Annotated in this window: 20 protein-coding genes; 5 read left to right on the top strand and 15 right to left on the bottom strand. The window is 45.5% G+C overall.

The features are described 5' to 3' along the window. Positions 1-5: 5 nt before the first annotated feature. The 3 genes from MHI48_RS09680 to MHI48_RS09670 all read left to right on the top strand — a co-directional run bounded on the left by MHI48_RS09680 (position 6) and on the right by MHI48_RS09670 (position 1,959). A complete protein-coding gene (locus tag MHI48_RS09680; RefSeq protein ID WP_017689521.1) occupies positions 6-374 on the top strand; it encodes a carboxymuconolactone decarboxylase family protein in 369 nt (122 codons plus the stop codon). A gap of 187 nt (positions 375-561) precedes the next feature. After that, positions 562-912, top strand: a complete 351-nt coding sequence (locus tag MHI48_RS09675) for a hypothetical protein (RefSeq protein WP_036609902.1) — start codon at positions 562-564, stop codon at positions 910-912. Between the two features lie 54 nt (positions 913-966). Continuing rightward, positions 967-1,959 (top strand): 3-oxoacyl-[acyl-carrier-protein] synthase III C-terminal domain-containing protein, encoded by a 993-nt coding sequence (locus MHI48_RS09670; protein ID WP_076327011.1) that lies wholly within the window; start codon positions 967-969, stop codon positions 1,957-1,959. A 263-nt stretch (positions 1,960-2,222) separates the two neighbouring features. Here the strand turns inward: MHI48_RS09670 and MHI48_RS09665 are convergent, their stop codons facing one another. From MHI48_RS09665 to MHI48_RS09630, 8 genes are all read right to left on the bottom strand, one after another. Then, entirely contained in the window at positions 2,223-2,531 is a 309-nt protein-coding gene (locus tag MHI48_RS09665; RefSeq protein WP_076327012.1) for a hypothetical protein, read from the bottom strand. A 193-nt stretch (positions 2,532-2,724) separates the two neighbouring features. Then, positions 2,725-3,294: a manganese catalase family protein gene (locus MHI48_RS09660; protein WP_036609908.1), complete on the bottom strand. Its 570-nt coding sequence runs from the start codon at positions 3,292-3,294 to the stop codon at positions 2,725-2,727. A gap of 98 nt (positions 3,295-3,392) precedes the next feature. After that, positions 3,393-3,668: a spore coat protein CotJB gene (locus MHI48_RS09655; protein ID WP_036609910.1), complete on the bottom strand. Its 276-nt coding sequence runs from the start codon at positions 3,666-3,668 to the stop codon at positions 3,393-3,395. After that, on the bottom strand, positions 3,658-3,897 hold the full coding sequence (locus MHI48_RS09650; protein WP_036609912.1) for a spore coat associated protein CotJA: 240 nt from the start codon (positions 3,895-3,897) through the stop codon (positions 3,658-3,660). The genes MHI48_RS09655 and MHI48_RS09650 overlap by 11 nt, the downstream gene beginning before the upstream one ends. A 278-nt stretch (positions 3,898-4,175) precedes the next feature. After that, positions 4,176-5,528 (bottom strand): hemolysin family protein, encoded by a 1,353-nt coding sequence (locus MHI48_RS09645; protein ID WP_076327013.1) that lies wholly within the window; start codon positions 5,526-5,528, stop codon positions 4,176-4,178. A 46-nt stretch (positions 5,529-5,574) separates the two neighbouring features. Further along, positions 5,575-6,711, bottom strand: coding sequence for a radical SAM/CxCxxxxC motif protein YfkAB (gene yfkAB / locus MHI48_RS09640; protein WP_143781368.1), 1,137 nt, complete (start codon positions 6,709-6,711; stop codon positions 5,575-5,577). 220 nt (positions 6,712-6,931) lie between these two features. Next, complete coding sequence (locus MHI48_RS09635) at positions 6,932-8,053, bottom strand: HD-GYP domain-containing protein (RefSeq protein WP_036669909.1); 1,122 nt, start codon at positions 8,051-8,053, stop codon at positions 6,932-6,934. A 73-nt stretch (positions 8,054-8,126) separates the two neighbouring features. Continuing rightward, the gene (locus tag MHI48_RS09630) at positions 8,127-9,557 is read right to left on the bottom strand and encodes a bifunctional UDP-sugar hydrolase/5'-nucleotidase (protein WP_036609921.1); all 1,431 of its coding nucleotides are present in this window, start codon (positions 9,555-9,557) and stop codon (positions 8,127-8,129) included. Positions 9,558-9,677: 120 nt separating this feature from the next. Between MHI48_RS09630 and MHI48_RS09625 the strand changes: the two genes are divergently transcribed. Then, on the top strand, positions 9,678-10,424 hold the full coding sequence (locus MHI48_RS09625) for a molybdenum cofactor biosynthesis protein MoaE (RefSeq protein ID WP_036609923.1): 747 nt from the start codon (positions 9,678-9,680) through the stop codon (positions 10,422-10,424). 124 nt (positions 10,425-10,548) lie between these two features. Further along, the gene (locus MHI48_RS09620) at positions 10,549-11,598 is read left to right on the top strand and encodes an HD-GYP domain-containing protein (RefSeq protein WP_036669905.1); all 1,050 of its coding nucleotides are present in this window, start codon (positions 10,549-10,551) and stop codon (positions 11,596-11,598) included. 132 nt (positions 11,599-11,730) lie between these two features. Here MHI48_RS09620 and MHI48_RS09615 read toward each other — a convergent pair whose 3' ends face one another. The 7 genes from MHI48_RS09615 to sufD all read right to left on the bottom strand — a co-directional run bounded on the left by MHI48_RS09615 (position 11,731) and on the right by sufD (position 18,295). Beyond that, positions 11,731-11,871 carry a hypothetical protein gene (locus MHI48_RS09615; protein WP_017689533.1) on the bottom strand — a complete coding sequence of 47 codons (141 nt, stop codon included), beginning with the start codon at positions 11,869-11,871 and terminating at the stop codon, positions 11,731-11,733. Positions 11,872-12,021: 150 nt separating this feature from the next. Next, positions 12,022-12,741, bottom strand: a complete 720-nt coding sequence (locus MHI48_RS09610) for a M23 family metallopeptidase (RefSeq protein WP_053061508.1) — start codon at positions 12,739-12,741, stop codon at positions 12,022-12,024. Positions 12,742-12,949: 208 nt separating this feature from the next. Beyond that, positions 12,950-13,564: a jacalin-like lectin gene (locus MHI48_RS09605; protein WP_245837957.1), complete on the bottom strand. Its 615-nt coding sequence runs from the start codon at positions 13,562-13,564 to the stop codon at positions 12,950-12,952. A 370-nt stretch (positions 13,565-13,934) separates the two neighbouring features. Continuing rightward, positions 13,935-15,332, bottom strand: coding sequence for a Fe-S cluster assembly protein SufB (sufB, locus tag MHI48_RS09600; protein ID WP_036669904.1), 1,398 nt, complete (start codon positions 15,330-15,332; stop codon positions 13,935-13,937). A 20-nt stretch (positions 15,333-15,352) separates the two neighbouring features. Then, positions 15,353-15,784, bottom strand: a complete 432-nt coding sequence (sufU, locus tag MHI48_RS09595) for a Fe-S cluster assembly sulfur transfer protein SufU (RefSeq protein ID WP_017689537.1) — start codon at positions 15,782-15,784, stop codon at positions 15,353-15,355. Further along, entirely contained in the window at positions 15,774-16,994 is a 1,221-nt protein-coding gene (locus MHI48_RS09590) for a cysteine desulfurase (protein WP_047842300.1), read from the bottom strand. The genes sufU and MHI48_RS09590 overlap by 11 nt, the downstream gene beginning before the upstream one ends. Further along, complete coding sequence (gene sufD, locus MHI48_RS09585) at positions 16,991-18,295, bottom strand: Fe-S cluster assembly protein SufD (RefSeq protein ID WP_237176150.1); 1,305 nt, start codon at positions 18,293-18,295, stop codon at positions 16,991-16,993. The genes MHI48_RS09590 and sufD overlap by 4 nt, the downstream gene beginning before the upstream one ends. Positions 18,296-18,318: the final 23 nt, after the last annotated feature.

Genomic DNA, 18,318 nt, shown 5'->3' with positions numbered 1-18,318 from the left:
ATATCATGAGTGAACATGTAGCTCAGGGACTAGACCGTTTCGCGAAACTATCTGGTGAGTACGGCGCAAGAGCTCTCGCACCCATCAAAGAACATTTTCCCGAATTGTCGGAATTTATTATGGGGACGGCGTACGGGGATATCTTTCAGCGCACCACGATTACGGATCAATGGAAGGAAGTTGCTATCATCTCTTCGTTGATCACCCAAGGACAGTATGAACAATTGGGCGTACATTACACGATGGCTCTGAGTGTCGGGGTAACTGTAGATCAGCTCAAGGGAATATTGCTACATCTGGCGCCATGTGTGGGTGCTCCACGCATTATAAGTGCATTTAATATTTTGCTTGCCACCTTGGACGAAATACAGTAATTCACTTTTCTACATTTTTATACATGATTCGACTTTTTTATTGATCTTTTTACATTCCTACCTTTATAATATGGTTAAATTATCCTTCGAACCAGCTCTCATCTTAGAAGCTTTCAGCAGAGGCCCTATGGGGCTGTGTATCCACTAACAGGATAGCCTTAACTCATTTAAAGGAGAGAGATCAAACATGGGAAATTTCATTCTGAAGACTGACGTTCCAAACAAGGTGTTAAACATTGAACTGGAGGGTTCTTTCTCTCAAGAAGACGGTTTGCGTTCCATCTCGGCCTATCAGGATACGATCGCTTCTATTAACACCAAGGAGTATGACCTGAACATCGATTGCAAAAAGTTGAATGTTACTGCTCCGGAGATTGTTCCTCTTCTGGAAGGCTGCCTTCAATTGTTCAAAAAAGATGAATATAAAAAAGTCGTGTTGACCCTCGAGAACAACGCGATTCTAAAAATGCAATTGTCCCGGCTCGGCCGATCAGTCGGTCTGGACAATCTCGAAATCATATCTACCGTTACCACTTAATAAACCAGGCGGACAAGCTGTGAGTTCACCCTTCCGCTCAAGAGGAGAATGAAGATGGCCGGAATTCGTATTGTAGATATCGATATCTATCATCCAGCAACCAAGGTGCACAATGATTTTTATATTGAACATTTTGATGCAAGAGGTGTAGATATTCGTGGATTGTTACAGGCACTTGGTCGTGATACACGTTATAAAATTGACAACGATGACGAAAATTCACTAAGCATGGCCTATGAGGCAGCCAGTAACCTACTGGAGAAAACCGGACTCACCGGTGCAGATATTGATCTGATTGCTTATGCAAGCCAAACGCCAGAATACATCTTTCCTACGAATTCCCTGATGATCCATCGCCTGATTAACGGAGCTTCTCACACGATCTGTATTGACAGCAACGCCAACTGCGCGGGTATGACTGCTGCTTTCGAACAAGTTAGCCGGCAGATGCTGGGCAATCCTCGAATTCGCCGCGCATTAATCATCGGCTCTGATTATGTGGCTCCTCACGCCAGTCCCGATGATCCCGTATACTTCGCCAATTTCGGTGATGCAGCAGCGGCGGTTATTGTAGAACGAGATGAACATGCTGTCGGTTTCATTGATTCAATCTATCAGACGGATACCTGTGTGTATGGTAATTCTCTTTTTCCTGCAGAAGGCTTGGCAAAGCTGGCCAAAACGGGTGTAGATGCGGGTGCCTTTCATGTGAAATTCATCCCATTTGATGATTCGATCTGTGTGGACGCCGCTTCGGAGTCCATTCGTACGTTGCTGACACGTAACGAGATTGCTCCAGATGAGATCAGAGCCGCCTGCTTCTCCCAACTATCCATTAGTAACATTCGGGCTGTATCCGAGAACGTCGGCATTGGTGATGATATTGCCGTCTATATCGGAGATGAGTTCGGGTATACCTCAACCAGTAGTCCGTTCATCGCATTACATCGAGCGGTTACAACCGGTCAGATTCAGCGTGGTGACAAAGTTCTGTTCTGGACCGTTGGAGCCGGGTGGCAAAATGTTGCCATGGTAGTTGAATATTAGGTATACACTTCAAAATCCAATAAAACCATCCCAGTAGTATACCGGGGATGGTTTTATTTTTTCCTTTTTCTCCCCTATCATTGGAGATTAAACATCTATAATTGTGAAAAGCACCACTTACATATTATTACACAATAAATATGATTTAAAAATGAAAAGTAGCAGTCCAAATTATTTTATCTTGGAACTGCTACTTTCAATTCTATTATAAATGCGTTGTTATAAGAATTTAAATACTAGAAGGTTTAATCTACCATTTCTGATTATCTGTAAACGGTCCCTTCGTATCTTGCAGCAACAATTCCATCCACAGTATGATAACTAACCAACACCAAGGTTCCTACATAGCCATCTGGCGTAATATAGTCCGTAAGATATTTCGGTACTCCAAAACCTACAGGGTAATAATGCACTACAGAAAAAAATTTACTTTCAAGCATAGGAGATACTACGTCTGATACATTTGTACTGGTATTCGGTTGAACTTTTGCCGCAGACACGCCTCCACTTGAAATGGAAGTGGTCAGAATAAAGGAACATGCAGTCAACATAAGAACTTTACTAAGTCTCAAAATGATCATCTCCTAAATAGAATTTTTAACTACAATTTCATTGTATAGTATGCGAGTACATTTAACAACAATATTTGTAAATTATATAATTATATGTAATTTTATTTTAAAATGAATTATTTAGTAATACTATCTTTTCATACAAAAAAGCAGCCCTACTGGACTGCTGAACTTCTGCCTCGATATCAAATATTCAGAAAATTTTCTTCGTATCCCGATCGTCTTTCAGAATCTCCACGGCTTCGCGGAATCTTAGAGAATGCACAATCTCCCGTTCCCGCAGAAACTTCAGACTATCCTGCAGATCCACGTCATCGGTCAGGTCGATCAACCATTGATATGTAGCCCGGGCTTTCTCTTCTGCTGCAATGTCCTCGTACAGATCCGCAATTGGATCACCCTTTGCAGCAATGTAGGCAGCTGTAAAGGGTACACCGGAGGAATTGGTATAAAACAAGGCAGAATCGCGTTGAGCATAGTTCGGCCCAAGTCCCGCTTCTTCCAATTGATTCACCGACGCGTCCTTGGTCAACTTGTAGATCATGGTGGCAATCATCTCCAGATGAGAAAATTCCTCTGTAGCAATATCCGTCAGCAGACCGATAATCTTGTCTGGAATCGTATAACGCTGATTCAGATATCGAAGGGCAGCGGCCAACTCCCCATCGGCACCGCCATATTGTTCCATCAGCAATTTCGCCATACGAGGATCACATTTACTAACCCTTACGGGATATTGCAGTTTTTTCTCATACACCCACATGTAAGACGCCTCCCTCTACGTTATTAAAATACAGCCCTTCTTCTAACCCTCGGGCTTCCTGTCCCTAAAGTCCTGCAAGGAAGCCTGAGGCTGATGTGTCACACTTGCCATGGCCAGGGTGTCTGAGACCATTCCCAAGGATACTTGGAGAAAGCATGCCCAAAGTTCATCAACGGTCCGTACAACTGCTGAAATTCATGGGCTACCCTCATTCGCTCCTGGCTGAACTTGTTGTACTGCTCAATGCTTTGGAAGTCTCCCGGATGGGTGTCCAGGTACAGATTCAGTTCCACCAACACGAAATCCAGCGCCTGAAGTTCTTCAAGCAATTCGTAGTATTTAGCGTCACAGGGTTTCGGCACTTCAGGTTCCATCCACTTCCACCTTCCTTCCCTTTGATCTAGCTGGTGTATAAGGGCTGTATAATGCAGGCCATAAGGTTCCCAATCTCAACGCTTCCGCCGGGCTGTACTGCGGCCAGCCCATGGGCTGAAATGGAATAAATAACTGCGGAGGTACCAGATACGTCCGAATCGCTACCGGCGGACAAGGATCAAACGGCCCCACAAAAGGGGCGTAAGCACGAAGCTGCGGATCTTTCACAAAACAACGCCTCCTTATTACATCGTTGGTGCATATTGAATAACACTGAGTTCTTTCCCGCTTCCCGTCTCTATATCCATATGACGCTGTCCCCGAAGTTAATCCGAAATTCGTTTCAACTATGTGCAGAATTTCTCCAAATTCTTCTTTAAAATAAAAAAAGACCTTCGGTTCGTTCCCCTTTCAGGTAACGTCCAAAGGTCTTACATCCTGGCAGATCTTCGTAATCTGCATCATTTTATACTTTTGCTCGTCTTATCTTACTCCTGCAACGAGTTCTATTCTGCTGGTTTTTCTTCCGAATTCATGTCTTGATGGACAGATTGCTTGTACACTCGAACCCGGGTAATTCGCAAGCGAGTCGATTCTTCCACTTCAAAAACGTACCCATTCAGCTCCTGCGTTTTCCCCTTAGTTGGATTGCCCCCAAGCTCTTTAAACAACCATCCGCCGATTGTATCCACTTCTTCATCCTCAATGATGGCTCCAGTCCACTTATGAACTTCTTCAATAAGCGAACGACCATCAACGGAAAATGAATCTCCACTCCGTTCCATATGCGGACGCTCATCCTCAAACTCGTCATACAAGTCTCCAACGATCTCTTCCAGAATTTCTTCCGCGGTCAGCAATCCAGCTGTGCCGCCATATTCATCCACAACCAGCGTCATCTGTGAATGTTTCTTCTGCATGAGACGCAGCACATGGCTGATTTCCATCGATTCAGGAACGTTTAAGATTGGACGAACAAGTGAAGCCAGATCATGTTGTTGCTCCGGTTTAGCCAGCAACAGATCGGTGATGTGTATAAATCCAATGATCTCATCCTTGTCTTCTACTGCTACGGGATACCGGGAATGTTTGGTTGCGTTAATGATCTCCAAGTTCTCTTCCAAAGACATATGCGTGTACAAACAATCCATGTCTGTACGTGGCAGCATCACTTCACGTGCCAGCATATCGGAGAAATCAAAGATGTTGTCCATCAGTTTGATCTCATCTTTATCGATGACACCACTTTTGGCACTCTGCTTCATCAGAATACGAAGTTCATCTTCCGAGTGAGCTTCGCCTTCACTGGCAGGTTCGATACCCGCTAGACGCAGCAATGCATTGGCCGATACATTCAGTACCCAGATGAACGGGAAGAAGATTTTGTAGAACAACAGCAAGGGCGCAGATAAAAACAATGCCACTCCGTCTGTTTTTTGAATTGCCAACGATTTAGGTGCAAGCTCACCCAGCACAATATGCAGAAACGTAATGATACAAAAACCGATAATGACCGACACGGTCGAAATAAGCCCTGTATCTCCTACACCAAGTTTAAACATGAGTGGCTCAACGAGCAATTCGGAGATGGCCGGTTCTCCCAGCCACCCGAGTCCAAGCGATGTCAGCGTAATCCCGAACTGAGTTGCCGATAGATAGGAATCCAGTTTACTATTCACCTTCAGTGCATAACCAGCCATACGATTTCCTTCACTCTGCAATTGAGTTAAGCGTGTCTGCCTTACTTTCACAAGGGAAAATTCCGCTGCGACAAATACGCCATTCAAAAATACGAGCAAAAAGACACAGACCAGATTAAATACCAGCTGCCCAAGATGAAATTCGGTATGAATATCCAAGTTGAAACTCCCCTTTTCTATCTATTTCAGGAATACACCTGGAATATCAACGTGTGATTGCCTTTCTCGATTTGAAATCCACACCTTTGTAATACATATCTGCCACTAGCAGGTTTGGTCCGCAACAGGATGCAATATCGCAATGGCAATTGACCGTTTGATTCAACGGATGTTCAGCTGACCATTCATGGAACACATCATCCAGTTTACGATCACGAATATTACCAAATTCCGGGATATCGGCAAAATCGGTCACATACACATTACCCGTGAACATGTTGACGTTAACGCGGTTGCGTCCGTCCGGATCATTACGTACCGTCACATTTGGTTCGCTGTATAAACGGTTGATCAGTTCCCGATCCTGCTCTGCTGCACTGCACGCGAAGAATGGCAGGGTACCGAAGAGCATCCACATATCCTTGTCACGCACATCAAGCAAACGATGAATCGCTGCTCTCATATGGTCCAGTGATAAAACAGGCAACGACGAAGCAAAGTTCGAATTATACATTGGATGCACTTCGTGACGAACACAGCCCATCTCACGAATCAATTGATGAATACCATCCAGCTTGTCGTGTGTACGGAAGTTAATCATGGACTCGGCAGAGATAAACATGCCTGCTTCACTTAATTTGCGGGAATTTTCAATCATTTTCTCATACATCTTCACCGCGACTTCACGTTTCACAGGTCTGCCACTATTTGCAAATCCGACTTGATGGAAATCGTCAGCATTCAGGTAGTTGAATGAGATATGCATAACGTCCAGATACGGCAAAAGTTGCTCATATCGGCTGATATCCAGCGTTAAATTCGAATTGATCTGGGAACGGATTCCACGTTCCTTGGCATATTTGAGCAGCGGGATGATCATCTCATCCACTGTTTTCTGGCTAAAGCTTGGCTCGCCACCCGTCAGACTAATCGTCTGCAGATGCTCCACTTCATCCAATCGTTTCAGCATCAGCGGTAATGGAAGAGCCGGCGCTTCACGCATCGTAAGCATATCTCCTACGGCACAGTGCTCACACCGCATGTTGCACAGATGTGTCACAGTCATTTCTACACTGGTCAACACATGGCGTCCATATGTACGCAGAGAGCCAATCGGATCCCACGGATCATTCGTCGGAGATAAAGGCATCGGTTGTACCGATCCTGAGTTTAGCATGGTCATTGTTCTTCACCTTATTCCTTTTATTAACCTAAAAAGTTTTATTTACATCATACCTTGTGTTTCTCTTTTTGGAGTTATCTTTTATCATAGCACAATTTTGAATGCTCCGGCATACGTAGACCCTGTCCATTACATGACAAAAAACACTCAGGTAACTCCGGGCCGAATCACGAAACGGCCCCGATATTACGACATGAGCGCTAATCATTTCTAAGCTTGTTCAGCTTTCCAACCGTTCACTTTGGGCAGATGAAGGTGTATCCTCCAGACCCTCTACACCTGTGATCATCACAGACAGTGCTGTAGACAGGTTAATTTCGTAGGGCGAAGATAAGGTCTGGCCGTCGGCATCCTTGAGCACCCGGATAAGTGGACGTTGAGGAACACGTGGATGAATCGCTGCGACCACCCCAACCTCTCCCGTACTGAGCGTGACCGATAGACCCACGGGGTAGATCGCTACACAATCCCTGAATCTCTCCAGCATTCGTTGTTCATAAAGTGTTCCTGAGCCCGTATACAGCACCTCTACGGCCTGATGTGGCAGCAAGGCTTGCTTGTAGACTCGATTCGTTGTCATGGCATCATACGAATCAGCAAGAGCAATCCACTTGGCATACTCATGAATCTCTTTATCCTTCAGCCCAAAGGGATATCCGCTGCCATCAATTCGCTCATGGTGCTGCAATGCACAATGTGCAGATAGAAGCGGTATACCTGGTTCGTCTTTGAGAATACGATGTCCATATGTAGTGTGCTGCTGAATGATTTTAAATTCCTCGTCACTTAATCTGGAAGGCTTATGCAGAATTTCTGGTGCAATCTGTGTCTTGCCAATATCATGCAATAAGGCACCCAGACCAATCTCCATTAATTGCTGGCGTGTGTAACCCGAAGCGACACCAAGAACCAGTGTATACACACATACATTCAGCGAATGATTATACAGGTCAAAATCACTGGAGTTCATGTCCATCAGCATAATCATGGCTTCTTTCTGACTGCCGATGTCTTCCAGAATCGCATTCATCACACCACTAAGCGCTTTACCGAAATGAGGAATCCGATTCTTCGTTTTCATTCCCGACATGCTCTGAAATTGCTGCTTGATCTCTACCAGTGCCTTCCTTCGGGTCTCTTCCTGCAACATTTCAGGAACAATGATGTCCTCTGTCGCAGCATCTTTAATATACACATAACCGACTCCGAGATCCTTAAGGCGTCCAATCAATCGACTGGTTAGCTCTACATCCTCACTAAGTAATACAAGGCCTTCTTCACTATAAATACGTTTCCCCAGCTTCATGCCAGGCTGCAATAAGTTTATATGTACTAAACGCACAGCCTATCCTCTCCCGCTCCGTAGATGTAATTACCACTAGCCGCCGCTTCAGCAGAAGGCAAGCACTTTAAATTTAGCTTTGATGCCAGCGGGCTCGCAGGCTGTCGTCCAGAGCCCCTGGTCGTTTTATTTCCGTTTCCAGCAAATCGCGTATGAATTCCGGAAGATGATAGAGCGTACGGGTACCATGAGCAAGAGGAGGATACCCCACATTGAACGTAAACATGTCCAGTGTCCCAACGATATACTCACATTGTTCGTCCATAGGCTCCCCATTGATGGATATGGTCTGGATCTTCTCATAGGCTGGCGCATCTGGGTTGTATTGAACTTCTATTCCGTCCATACATAACGTGCCTAGAATATGACCACGAAAACCAAATCCCACAATGGGCTTACCTGAAAACTCGTCCAACAAGGACTGCTCAAGTGCTTCACGAATATAACTTCCACTCAAGCATATTGTACAAGCATTTATAGGAGATGGACATAGGGAATGCAACATTCCTTTTGTAATATTACCTTGTGGAAGATCTCCGAGAAGCTGACCTGCATTCACCAGAGACAGCTGTGCCCCCGTGAAATGACGTACAGCTTGTGCAAGCAAGGTTGCAAACGGGGACTCCCGGTCATACGTGATGGGCAGCACCCGATCCGTTATCACTGCCGTCTGATTGAGTGTCCTTTCGGCCTCCGTACGATTCGTAGCGATTGCCAGCGCGACCTGATCATCCAGTAATATACTCTTGGCAGCCATACAACCGCTACTTACCAGATGGAGAGGTTCTCCCACACTTATTCGTTCCAGAACCACTTTCCCAAGCCATTGGCCAAATTTTCCAGCTGCGCCCAGCACGGTCTGACCAATGACTAAAGGTTCTTCGAGAACATGATGGGTATGTCCACCGAGAATAACATCAATTCCAGTAATCTGCTCCGCCAGTCTCCGATCTGTCGAAAGCCCCAGATGAGAAAGAATAACCACAACATCTACTTCATCACGTAATGCTTCCACTTGAGCTCTTAATGACTCCACAGGGTCCAGAACATCCCACCCGAGCAATTCGTAAAACGTGGTAAAAGGGGCCGTTGCCCCCAGCAGACCAACGCGAAATGGACCTTTCTCCACAATTAGAGAAGGTTTCATCCACACTGGCGCAAGTCCAGTATCTTGCTCCACAACATTGCTGCATACCACAGGACACAGAAGTCCAGCGTAGGACTGTGAGAGCTGAGCTGGCGTAAAGGTTAGTCCTTCGTTGTTACCGATTGTAATGGCATCGTAGCCCGTCAGGTTAATAACATCAACATTAGCCGTACCCAGTGTTCCCTCTGTTTCAACGGCCATCCGGTCCATATGATCGCCGATATCCAATACAAGGAAGTTGCCACCTTGGTCACGTTCCTCATTGATCATAGCGGCGATGGTGCTCATGGAGCCGAAGTGGCTATGAATGTCGTTGGTGTGCAGAATCGTTAACTTTTGCTTCTCCCTGGTGCTCATCACACCGCCTCCCCTGCTCTTCAATAAACGTTCATTCTTCTAATGGATAAGCATAACATTTTCCGCGTCGTTATGATATATTTATAGGGTTTAGAGATCAAAAAGAGGTGAGTCATATCTATGAAATTGACAATTCAACTATTTGCAGGCATTGCAGAACGTTTAAATACATCCCTTCTGGAGTTTGAGTACATTGGAGACATTCCAACCGCTGCCGATTTAAAAGAAAAACTGAGTCTGGCCTACCCAGAGGCAGCTTCTCAGATAAGGACATCCTTTTTGGCAGTTAACCAGCAGTACGCTCCTGCCGATACTATACTTAGCTCAGAAGATGAACTTGCGTTGATCCCTCCCGTCTCTGGAGGCGATGGTACGGATATATCCGATGAACAGCTTCGCTCTACCGTTCCAGAGCATCGGACTGAAGATGGCTTATTTCTAATTACAGAATCCACTTTGTCCGTGGAAGCAACAACGGCGCTAGTGATTACCCCGAATCACGGGGCAGCTCTTACTTTTGTAGGTACAACTCGTGAAATGACCGGTGAACAGCGCACCGTTCATCTTGAATACGAGGCCTATGTGCCGATGGCTCTTTCTCAGATGGCAGCCATTGGTGTGGAAATCTCCGATCGCTGGCCTGGTGTGTTATGTGCAATCAGTCACCGAATCGGCAAAGTAGATGTGGCAGAGATTAGTGTAGTCATTGCTGTTTCCTCGCCTCATCGCAACGACTGTTATGATGCAAGCCGTTACGCCATAGAGAGACTGAAACAGACCGTTCCGATCTGGAAAAAGGAAATTTGGGAAGATGGATCTGAATGGAAGGGGCATCAATTAGGACCATGGAACCCCATGGAGAACTAAACAATGAGCCTTTACACCTTTTTAGACAGAGTGGGTTAATAGTAAATAAGTCGTTGTCAACCCATTTTTTTCTTGTTATTATAATTATATGTGTCGATATTAGTCGAGAAAAGGTGGTTTATACGTGAGAGTGCATGTTACTGATCTTAAACCGGGTGACCTGTTACAAAATGATGTATACAACAGTTCGGGTCTCCACATGCTGATGAAAGGTTCCACCCTCAGTGAAGATGACCTATCCAAACTGTTGCAACATGGAATCGAGTACGCAGATGTAGAACACACACCATCCGACCTACACTCTGATGCACAAACCTTACCTTCCGATCAAACCCGTCTGTTAACTAATTTGTTTAACGATACGATCAAAGGTACTGAATCTCTATTTCAACAAGCGATGGAGAAGGGTTTTATTGATGAGACACAGGTCGATGAGATTTTGTTTACCCTAACAGAACAGTTGGAAAAACAAAAAGATGTTGTCTCCTTGTTGCTTATGCTGGACGGGGATAGCGATTATACGTACAACCATTCATTGCAAGTCGGAATGCTCGCTTTTTATATCGCCGGCTGGATGGGTTACAACCCCGAGGAATGTCTAACGGTAGCCAAAGCAGGATATCTTCATGATATCGGCAAGTCCAAGATTCCTTCTGAGATTTTACATAAACCTGGTAAATTGACTACGGAAGAATTTGACGAAATGAAGAAACACACATTCTATGGGTACGATATCATTAAAGAATCCACGCAGGATGAAATTCTGGCAACGGTTGCACTTCAACATCATGAGCGCGAGGATGGAAGTGGTTATCCTCATGGACTGCGAGGAGACGAGATCCACCCCTATTCCCGTATAACTGCTGTAGCAGACGTTTACAGCGCCATGACGACGAATCGGGTATACCAGACCAAACAGGAACTGATCTCTGTTCTGTGTGAGCTGTACAGCCTCAGCTTTGGTCAGTTAAATGCTGAAGCAACACAGGAACTGATCAAGCACATGCTGCCTAATTTTATCGGTAAAAGGGTTCTGCTCACCACGGGTCAGACGGGACTCATTGTCATGAATAATCCTGCGGATTATTTCCGACCACTCGTTCAGACCTCTACGGCCTTTATCGATTTAGCGAAAGAAAGAGATATTGCTATCGTTGAGATTTATGTACAATAACTGTTCATTGTACACAGCATGTATACGAAGAACCCCATAGTAACTGAAATAACCAACTTATAGGTTGGCATATGACAAAAGGGAAGCCGTAATCGGCTTCCCTTTTGTCTATTCCGATTCAATCATGTTGGATTACACACAGAATGCTTTTGTAATGATAACCAACAGAATGAACAGTACCAAGATTGCACCAGTGTTTGTGAACATATTGTATCCACCAACGCCGCCTACTCCGCCTACATTGCCACCACAGCCATATCCTACTTCGCTCATGTGATTGCCTCCTCTTCATCAGGTATACCCTAACATATGACGTTTCCGTTGGAATGAACCGGGCGAACAGGCAACATTCGATAAATGGTTGTCTGTCTGCATCTACCTGAGTGGGTTAGCCTTTTGCTACTCCCTGTTCTTTGCAGGGATCTATATATCGGACTCCGAATGAACCTGGATGCCTTTTTCCTTGCGGTACATGATAACAAGTAATCTCCAAAATTCATAACTGCCTTTGTCATTCATAATAAACGGTCGATAATAATCAAATGCTTGTTGAGCCCATGCGGGACAATCCATATTGGAAAGTTGCTCCTGTTGCTGAATCCATCCCCCTTGAATCTCCAGCGTTTTCTGCATGGCTTCAAACATTTTCTTCTGCTCAGTCGTCATCGGCGGAGCCTCCTGTTCCTGAGATGCAGTTCCGTATTCGGCCTGTAGATACACACCCGGTTCTGTCACACCATCTTCGCTGGCAGTATATCCGTAAGATGGCGCGCTGGTTTTCCGGATCTCATAATGTACATGCGGGCCGGTACTCTGACCCGTGCTTCCCTGATTACCGATAAGCTGGCCTCTCTTCACCCGCTGCCCAACGTTTACGGCAATCCGCGAAAGGTGAGCATAACAATGCAAGTAACCGCGATGATCTTGAATTGCAACTGTAAGCCCATAACCACCGAATCCGGAGCCTGTAACTCCTTCGGAAGCAAAACGTACCCTACCTTCCATAAAGGCATAGACGGGGCCATTCCAAGGCTCTGTCACGAGATCAATTCCGCGGTGGAATGTCTGTCCACCATGAATAGGATGAATTCGATAGCCGAATGAACTTGTAATCCGATATCCCTCGAAAGGGTTCACGCTCATACACTCACATCCTTTTCTATCATTAAATGCTTAAATCTATGAAATGGCTTGTGCTATTGGTCTTATTTTATTCCACAAAAATACCGCTCAGAATATCATTAAGGAAACCTTATGGTCTCTCCAACGGTATATTCCAAGCGGCGCTGTGCTAATATGAACACTCTATGAGATGTATATATTATTATTTCATTTTAACCACTGCTCACTTCTAATTCAGAGGTCTGTATATGACGCCTAGCTGATCCAATTCCTGTCCTGCTCTTCCATAAAATCCGGCAATGTACCACCCCGCTGGTGCCTCAAGTTTGATTTGTTCTGTGGTCTTTTGTCCGCCTTCTACTTTATTTCCAAGATTGGTGGACAACTCCACGTAAAAGATCCGTTTATCTCCATTACGTGTCCCCTGACCAATTGTTGCCTCGGTTAAGTACTCTCCGTCTGCCAAGTTCAGTGTGGCAATGTTGGATTGACCACCATGTACCAGGTTCGTTCCATCCCTGTACAGCGTTGAAATGCCGTCTACACGATTGCCCGAGTTAAGCACCACTGAGCTAGGTCTGGCATCGGGAATCTGATTCAGATCATTAAACCCAGTTCCTCCGGATCCTCCGATTGTTGAACTTAGTTGGTACTGAGAAGATGTGCTGTACACAAATTCCGCTGTAATCGGATAATGATCGGAGAGTTGCTTCCCACTCGGGTCAACAAATGTTTGATTTTCCAAACGGTAGCTCTGTGCATTAAGGGACAATGCTTTACTTCCGCGATACAAAATTTTGTCCACGATCTCATAGTTGGGTCCATTTAAATTGCTTGCATCCATAAGGGCGTCTCCATCAGCGGGAATACTCCCACCACGAATCAAATCGATCCACGGATCTCTTAAACCATTCTCAGACATGAGTAGCTCTATATTGTCAGCGGCACGGGTGTACCGTGTATTGGTATCCCCGAATACGATAACTGCGTTCCCGTCCGAGTGCTCCTTTATGTAATTGGAGAGTCGCTTGCCACTCCGATAACAAATAATCTTCTGATCACTGTTATCCCCAGATTTTTTGAATAAAAATACCCCCTAGAGAGACTTTTTAGAAAGTCTGTTCTAGAGGGTATTCGATCACATAAAACGATATCTACCGCTTAACATCAGCAACTAGCTTCAGCTTTACGGCTTCAAAAGGCGCTGCATTGGATTAACCAATGGAGCCCTCCATTTCGAATTTGATCAATCTATTCATCTCAACGGCGTATTCCATTGGCAATTCCTTCGTGAATGGCTCAATGAAGCCCATGATAATCATCTGTGTTGCTTCTGCATCAGTCAGACCACGGCTCATCAGGTAGAAGAGTTGATCCTCAGACACTTTGGATACTGTAGCTTCATGCTCCAGCATGATGTTATCATTCATGATCTCATTGTAAGGAATTGTATCTGATGTGGACTCATTATCGAGAATGAGTGTATCACACTTGATGTTGGATTTCGCGCCCTCAGCTTGACGCCCAAAGGAAGCCAAACCACGGTACGTTACTTTACCACCATGTTTACTGATGGATTTGGAAACAATCGTAGATGTTGTATCCGGAGCCAAGTGGATCATTTTCGCACCTGCATCCTGATGCTGGTTTTTACCAGCTACAGCGATGGAGAGTACGGAACCTTTAGCTCCACGGCCTTTCAGTACAACCGCTGGATATTTCATCGTCAGTTTGGAACCGATGTTACCATCGACCCATTCCATCGTAGCATTTTCTTCAGCAACCGCACGTTTCGTAACGAGGTTGTAGATGTTTGGTGCCCAGTTTTGAATCGTTGTGTAACGAACACGAGCATTTTTCTTACAGATGATCTCAACAACCGCACTGTGCAGTGAGTTCGTGCTGTAGATTGGAGCTGTACATCCCTCTACATAGTGAACGAAGCTGTCTTCGTCCGCAATGATGAGTGTACGCTCGAATTGTCCCATATTCTCGGAGTTAATCCGGAAGTAGGCTTGCAGAGGTACTTCACATTTAACGCCCTTAGGCACGTAGATAAAGCTTCCTCCGGACCATACCGCACTATTCAAAGCAGCAAATTTGTTATCTGCTGGTGGAATAACCGTTGCAAAATATTCACGCAGGATTTCCGGATGCTCTCTGAGAGCCGTGTCGGTATCCATGAAGATTACACCTTGGTCTTCCAATTCCTTTTGCATGTTGTGGTATACAACCTCGGATTCATACTGAGCCGATACACCTGCAAGGAACTTTTGCTCTGCTTCAGGGATACCCAATTTATCAAAGGTTTCCTTGATTTCGGAAGGAACTTCCTCCCATGTTTTACCTTGTTTTTCAGAAGCACGAACGTAGTACTGAATTTCATTGAAATCCAATCCGTCGAGATCTCCGCCCCATTTCGGCATTGGCATCTTTTCGAATTGTTTCAAGGATTTTAAACGGAATTCCAACATCCATTCCGGTTCGTTCTTAATCTTGGAAATTTCGGTAACTACTTCTGCAGTCAGACCTTTACCGGTTTGAAAGATGGATTTGTGCTCGTCGCGAAAACCATATTTGTACTCTTCCATTTCTGGTGCTTTTTTAGCCATCTTGCTCTACCTCCCTATCGTTATTGTACTTTGTTCTCTTCGTCAATCCCTTTGCGTAATGCATTCCAGGCCAGAGTGGCACATTTGATGCGTGCAGGGAACTTGTTCACACCGGATAGGGCTTCGAGATCTTCATAATCGTCGAAATCGACTTCTTCACCTTTCATCAGTGAGGAAAAACGGTTAGCGATATCGAGTGCTTGTTCCATCGTTTTGCCTTTGACGGCCTCTGTCATCATCGATGCAGAGGACATGCTGATGGAGCAGCCTTCACCCGTATATTTGGCTTCCTGGACGATTCCGTCTTTCAGCAAAATTTGCAGTGAAATCCGGTCGCCGCACGTTGGATTGTTCAAATTCACCGTGACAGCGTCATTATCAAATGTTCCGCGGTTACGCGGGTTTTTGTAGTGGTCCATTATAACACGTCTGTACAGATCATCAAGTTGCATCGCCAAAATACTCCTTTGTCTGGATTAAGGCGCTGACAAGCCGATCTACATCTTGTTCGTTGTTGTATAGATAGAAGCTGGCACGAGCTGTTGAGCTAACTTCAAGCCAGCGCATTAGCGGTTGACAGCAATGGTGTCCGGCACGAATGGCTACGCCACTCGCATCCAGCACGGTTGCCACATCATGCGGATGAACATCCCCCAGATTAAAGGTAACAACACCCACATGCCGCTTGGCTGGGCCATAGATGGTTAACCCATCGATCTCGGCCAGTCGTTCTGTTGCATAAGCTGCCAGCACACTTTCATGATGTGCGATCTCATCCATACCAATCTGCTCCAGAAAATCAATGGCAGCTCCCAACCCTACCGCACCTGCGATAATCGGGGTTCCACCTTCGAACTTCCAGGGAAGCTCTTTCCAGTTGGATTCGTACAGACCCACATCATCAATCATTTCACCACCGAACTCAATGGGTTCCATGGACTCCAGCAGCGCCTTTTTGCCGTAGAGTGCACCGATTCCGGTTGGTCCGCACATTTTATGACCGGATAATGCATAGAAATCACAGTCCAGATCCTGAACGTCCACCTTCATGTGAGGTGTGCTTTGTGCGCCATCAACAACGATGACAGCACCATTGCGGTGTGCAATTTCAGCAATTTGTTTCACTGGATGGATCAGACCCATAACATTGGATACATAAGCGATTGCTACAATTTTAGTATTGTTCGTAATCGTCTTCTCAACATCAGCCAATTCAATATGACCGTCAGGCTGAAGCGGAATGTATTTCAATGTTGCACCTGTCTCCTTGGCAACTTGCTGCCAAGGAATCAGATTACTATGGTGCTCCATTTGCGTGATAACAATTTCATCGCCTTCTTTGCAATTGGCGCGGGCGTACGATGAAGCCACCAGATTGAGGGCTGTCGTTGTACCGCGAGTAAAGATAATCTCCTGTGTACTGCGGGCATTGATGAACTTGGCTACCTTCTCACGTGCGCCTTCGTAAGCGTCCGTTGCACGGCTTCCAAGGGTATGAACACCACGGTGTACGTTGGAGTTCTCATACTCATAATAATGTTTGACTGCTTCGATCACAGCATGAGGCTTCTGTGAAGTTGCAGCACTATCTAAATATACGAGCGGGTGTCCGTTAATTTCCTGGTGGAGGATCGGGAACTGCTCGCGAATGGATGGGTTCATTGTCCCAGCTTCTTCTCAATCAGGGACTGCAATTGGGTCCGCAGTGCTTCCAGAGGAATATCCGCCACCACCGGAGCCAGGAAGCCATAGATGATCAGGCGTTCGGCATCCGTACGGTTAATTCCGCGCGACATCAAGTAATGAATCTGCTCGGCATTGACTTGACCAACAGAAGCCGCGTGACCTGCTGTTACATCATCTTCATCAATAAGGAGGATTGGGTTCGCATCTCCACGTGCTTTAGGGCTCAGCATCAACACTTTCTCTGTCTGCTGTCCATCGGCTTTGGTAGCGCCTTTCTCAATCTTCGTGATTCCGTTAATGATTGCAGATGCTTCTTCACGCATAACTGCACGTGTAATCATCTGACTTGGTGTATTCTTGCCGAAGTGACGAGCTTCTGTGGTGTAGTTGATTTTCTGCGAACCGGAACCTACAGCGATGACTTTGGAATCAGAACTTGATCCATTGCCTTTCAGCACGGTCATCGTGTTGCTCGCTGTGTCGCCATTGTTCATTTCGCCTACAATCCACTCTATGGAAGCATCATTCTCTAACACTGCACGACGGAATGAAACATCAGTTACATTCACACTCAGTTGATGAACCGATGCGAAACGTACTTTAGCACCGGATTTTGCGAATACTTCCACAACACCATTATGGAAAACAGGTGCGGACAATTCGCCAGATACATAGTTATCAACATAAGTTACTGAACTGTTTGCTTCTACAACAACAAGCACGTGAGGTGCAAACGTTGCAGATGCGTCATCCGTAAGCAACACTGCTTGCAGTGGTACTTCGATTTCGACATTTTTCGGAACATACAGGAAGACCCCGCCATTCCAAAGTGCCGCATGTAATGCAGCGAGGGAATGCTCATCCGCTTTAACTGCTGTGTTCAGATATTGTTTTACCAGATCGCCATGTTCGCGAACCGCTGTAGCCAGATCCGTGAAGATAACTCCTTTTGCTGCCAGATCAGCAGACACCTTGGAGTATACCGTACCGGAATTGCGCTGGATAACCAGACTGCCTTCAGCTTGATCCTGAACCAGATCTTTGATAGAAGCAGGTACTTCTGTCAAAGAAGAAATGGCTTCACTTGTTTTATATGTTCCGTACTCGCTGACATTCCAGCGTTCGATTTTTTGTTTTTCCAGTTTAGGAAGCGCAAGCCCGCTCGCAAGCTTTAAAGCTTCAAGCCGCTGTTCGGTCAACCAGCCGGGTTCATTGTTGCTTTCCGACAAGGCGCGAAGCGCTTCAGATTCAACCGGAAGAATTGTTTGTGTAGTCATTAATTAATCCTCCTCCGTTTTGT

It is taken from the genome of Paenibacillus sp. FSL H7-0942, from assembly GCF_045040715.1.
In the GTDB taxonomy this organism is placed as follows: domain Bacteria; phylum Bacillota; class Bacilli; order Paenibacillales; family Paenibacillaceae; genus Paenibacillus; species Paenibacillus amylolyticus.
This window is presented reverse-complemented; position numbering and strand designations above follow the sequence as displayed.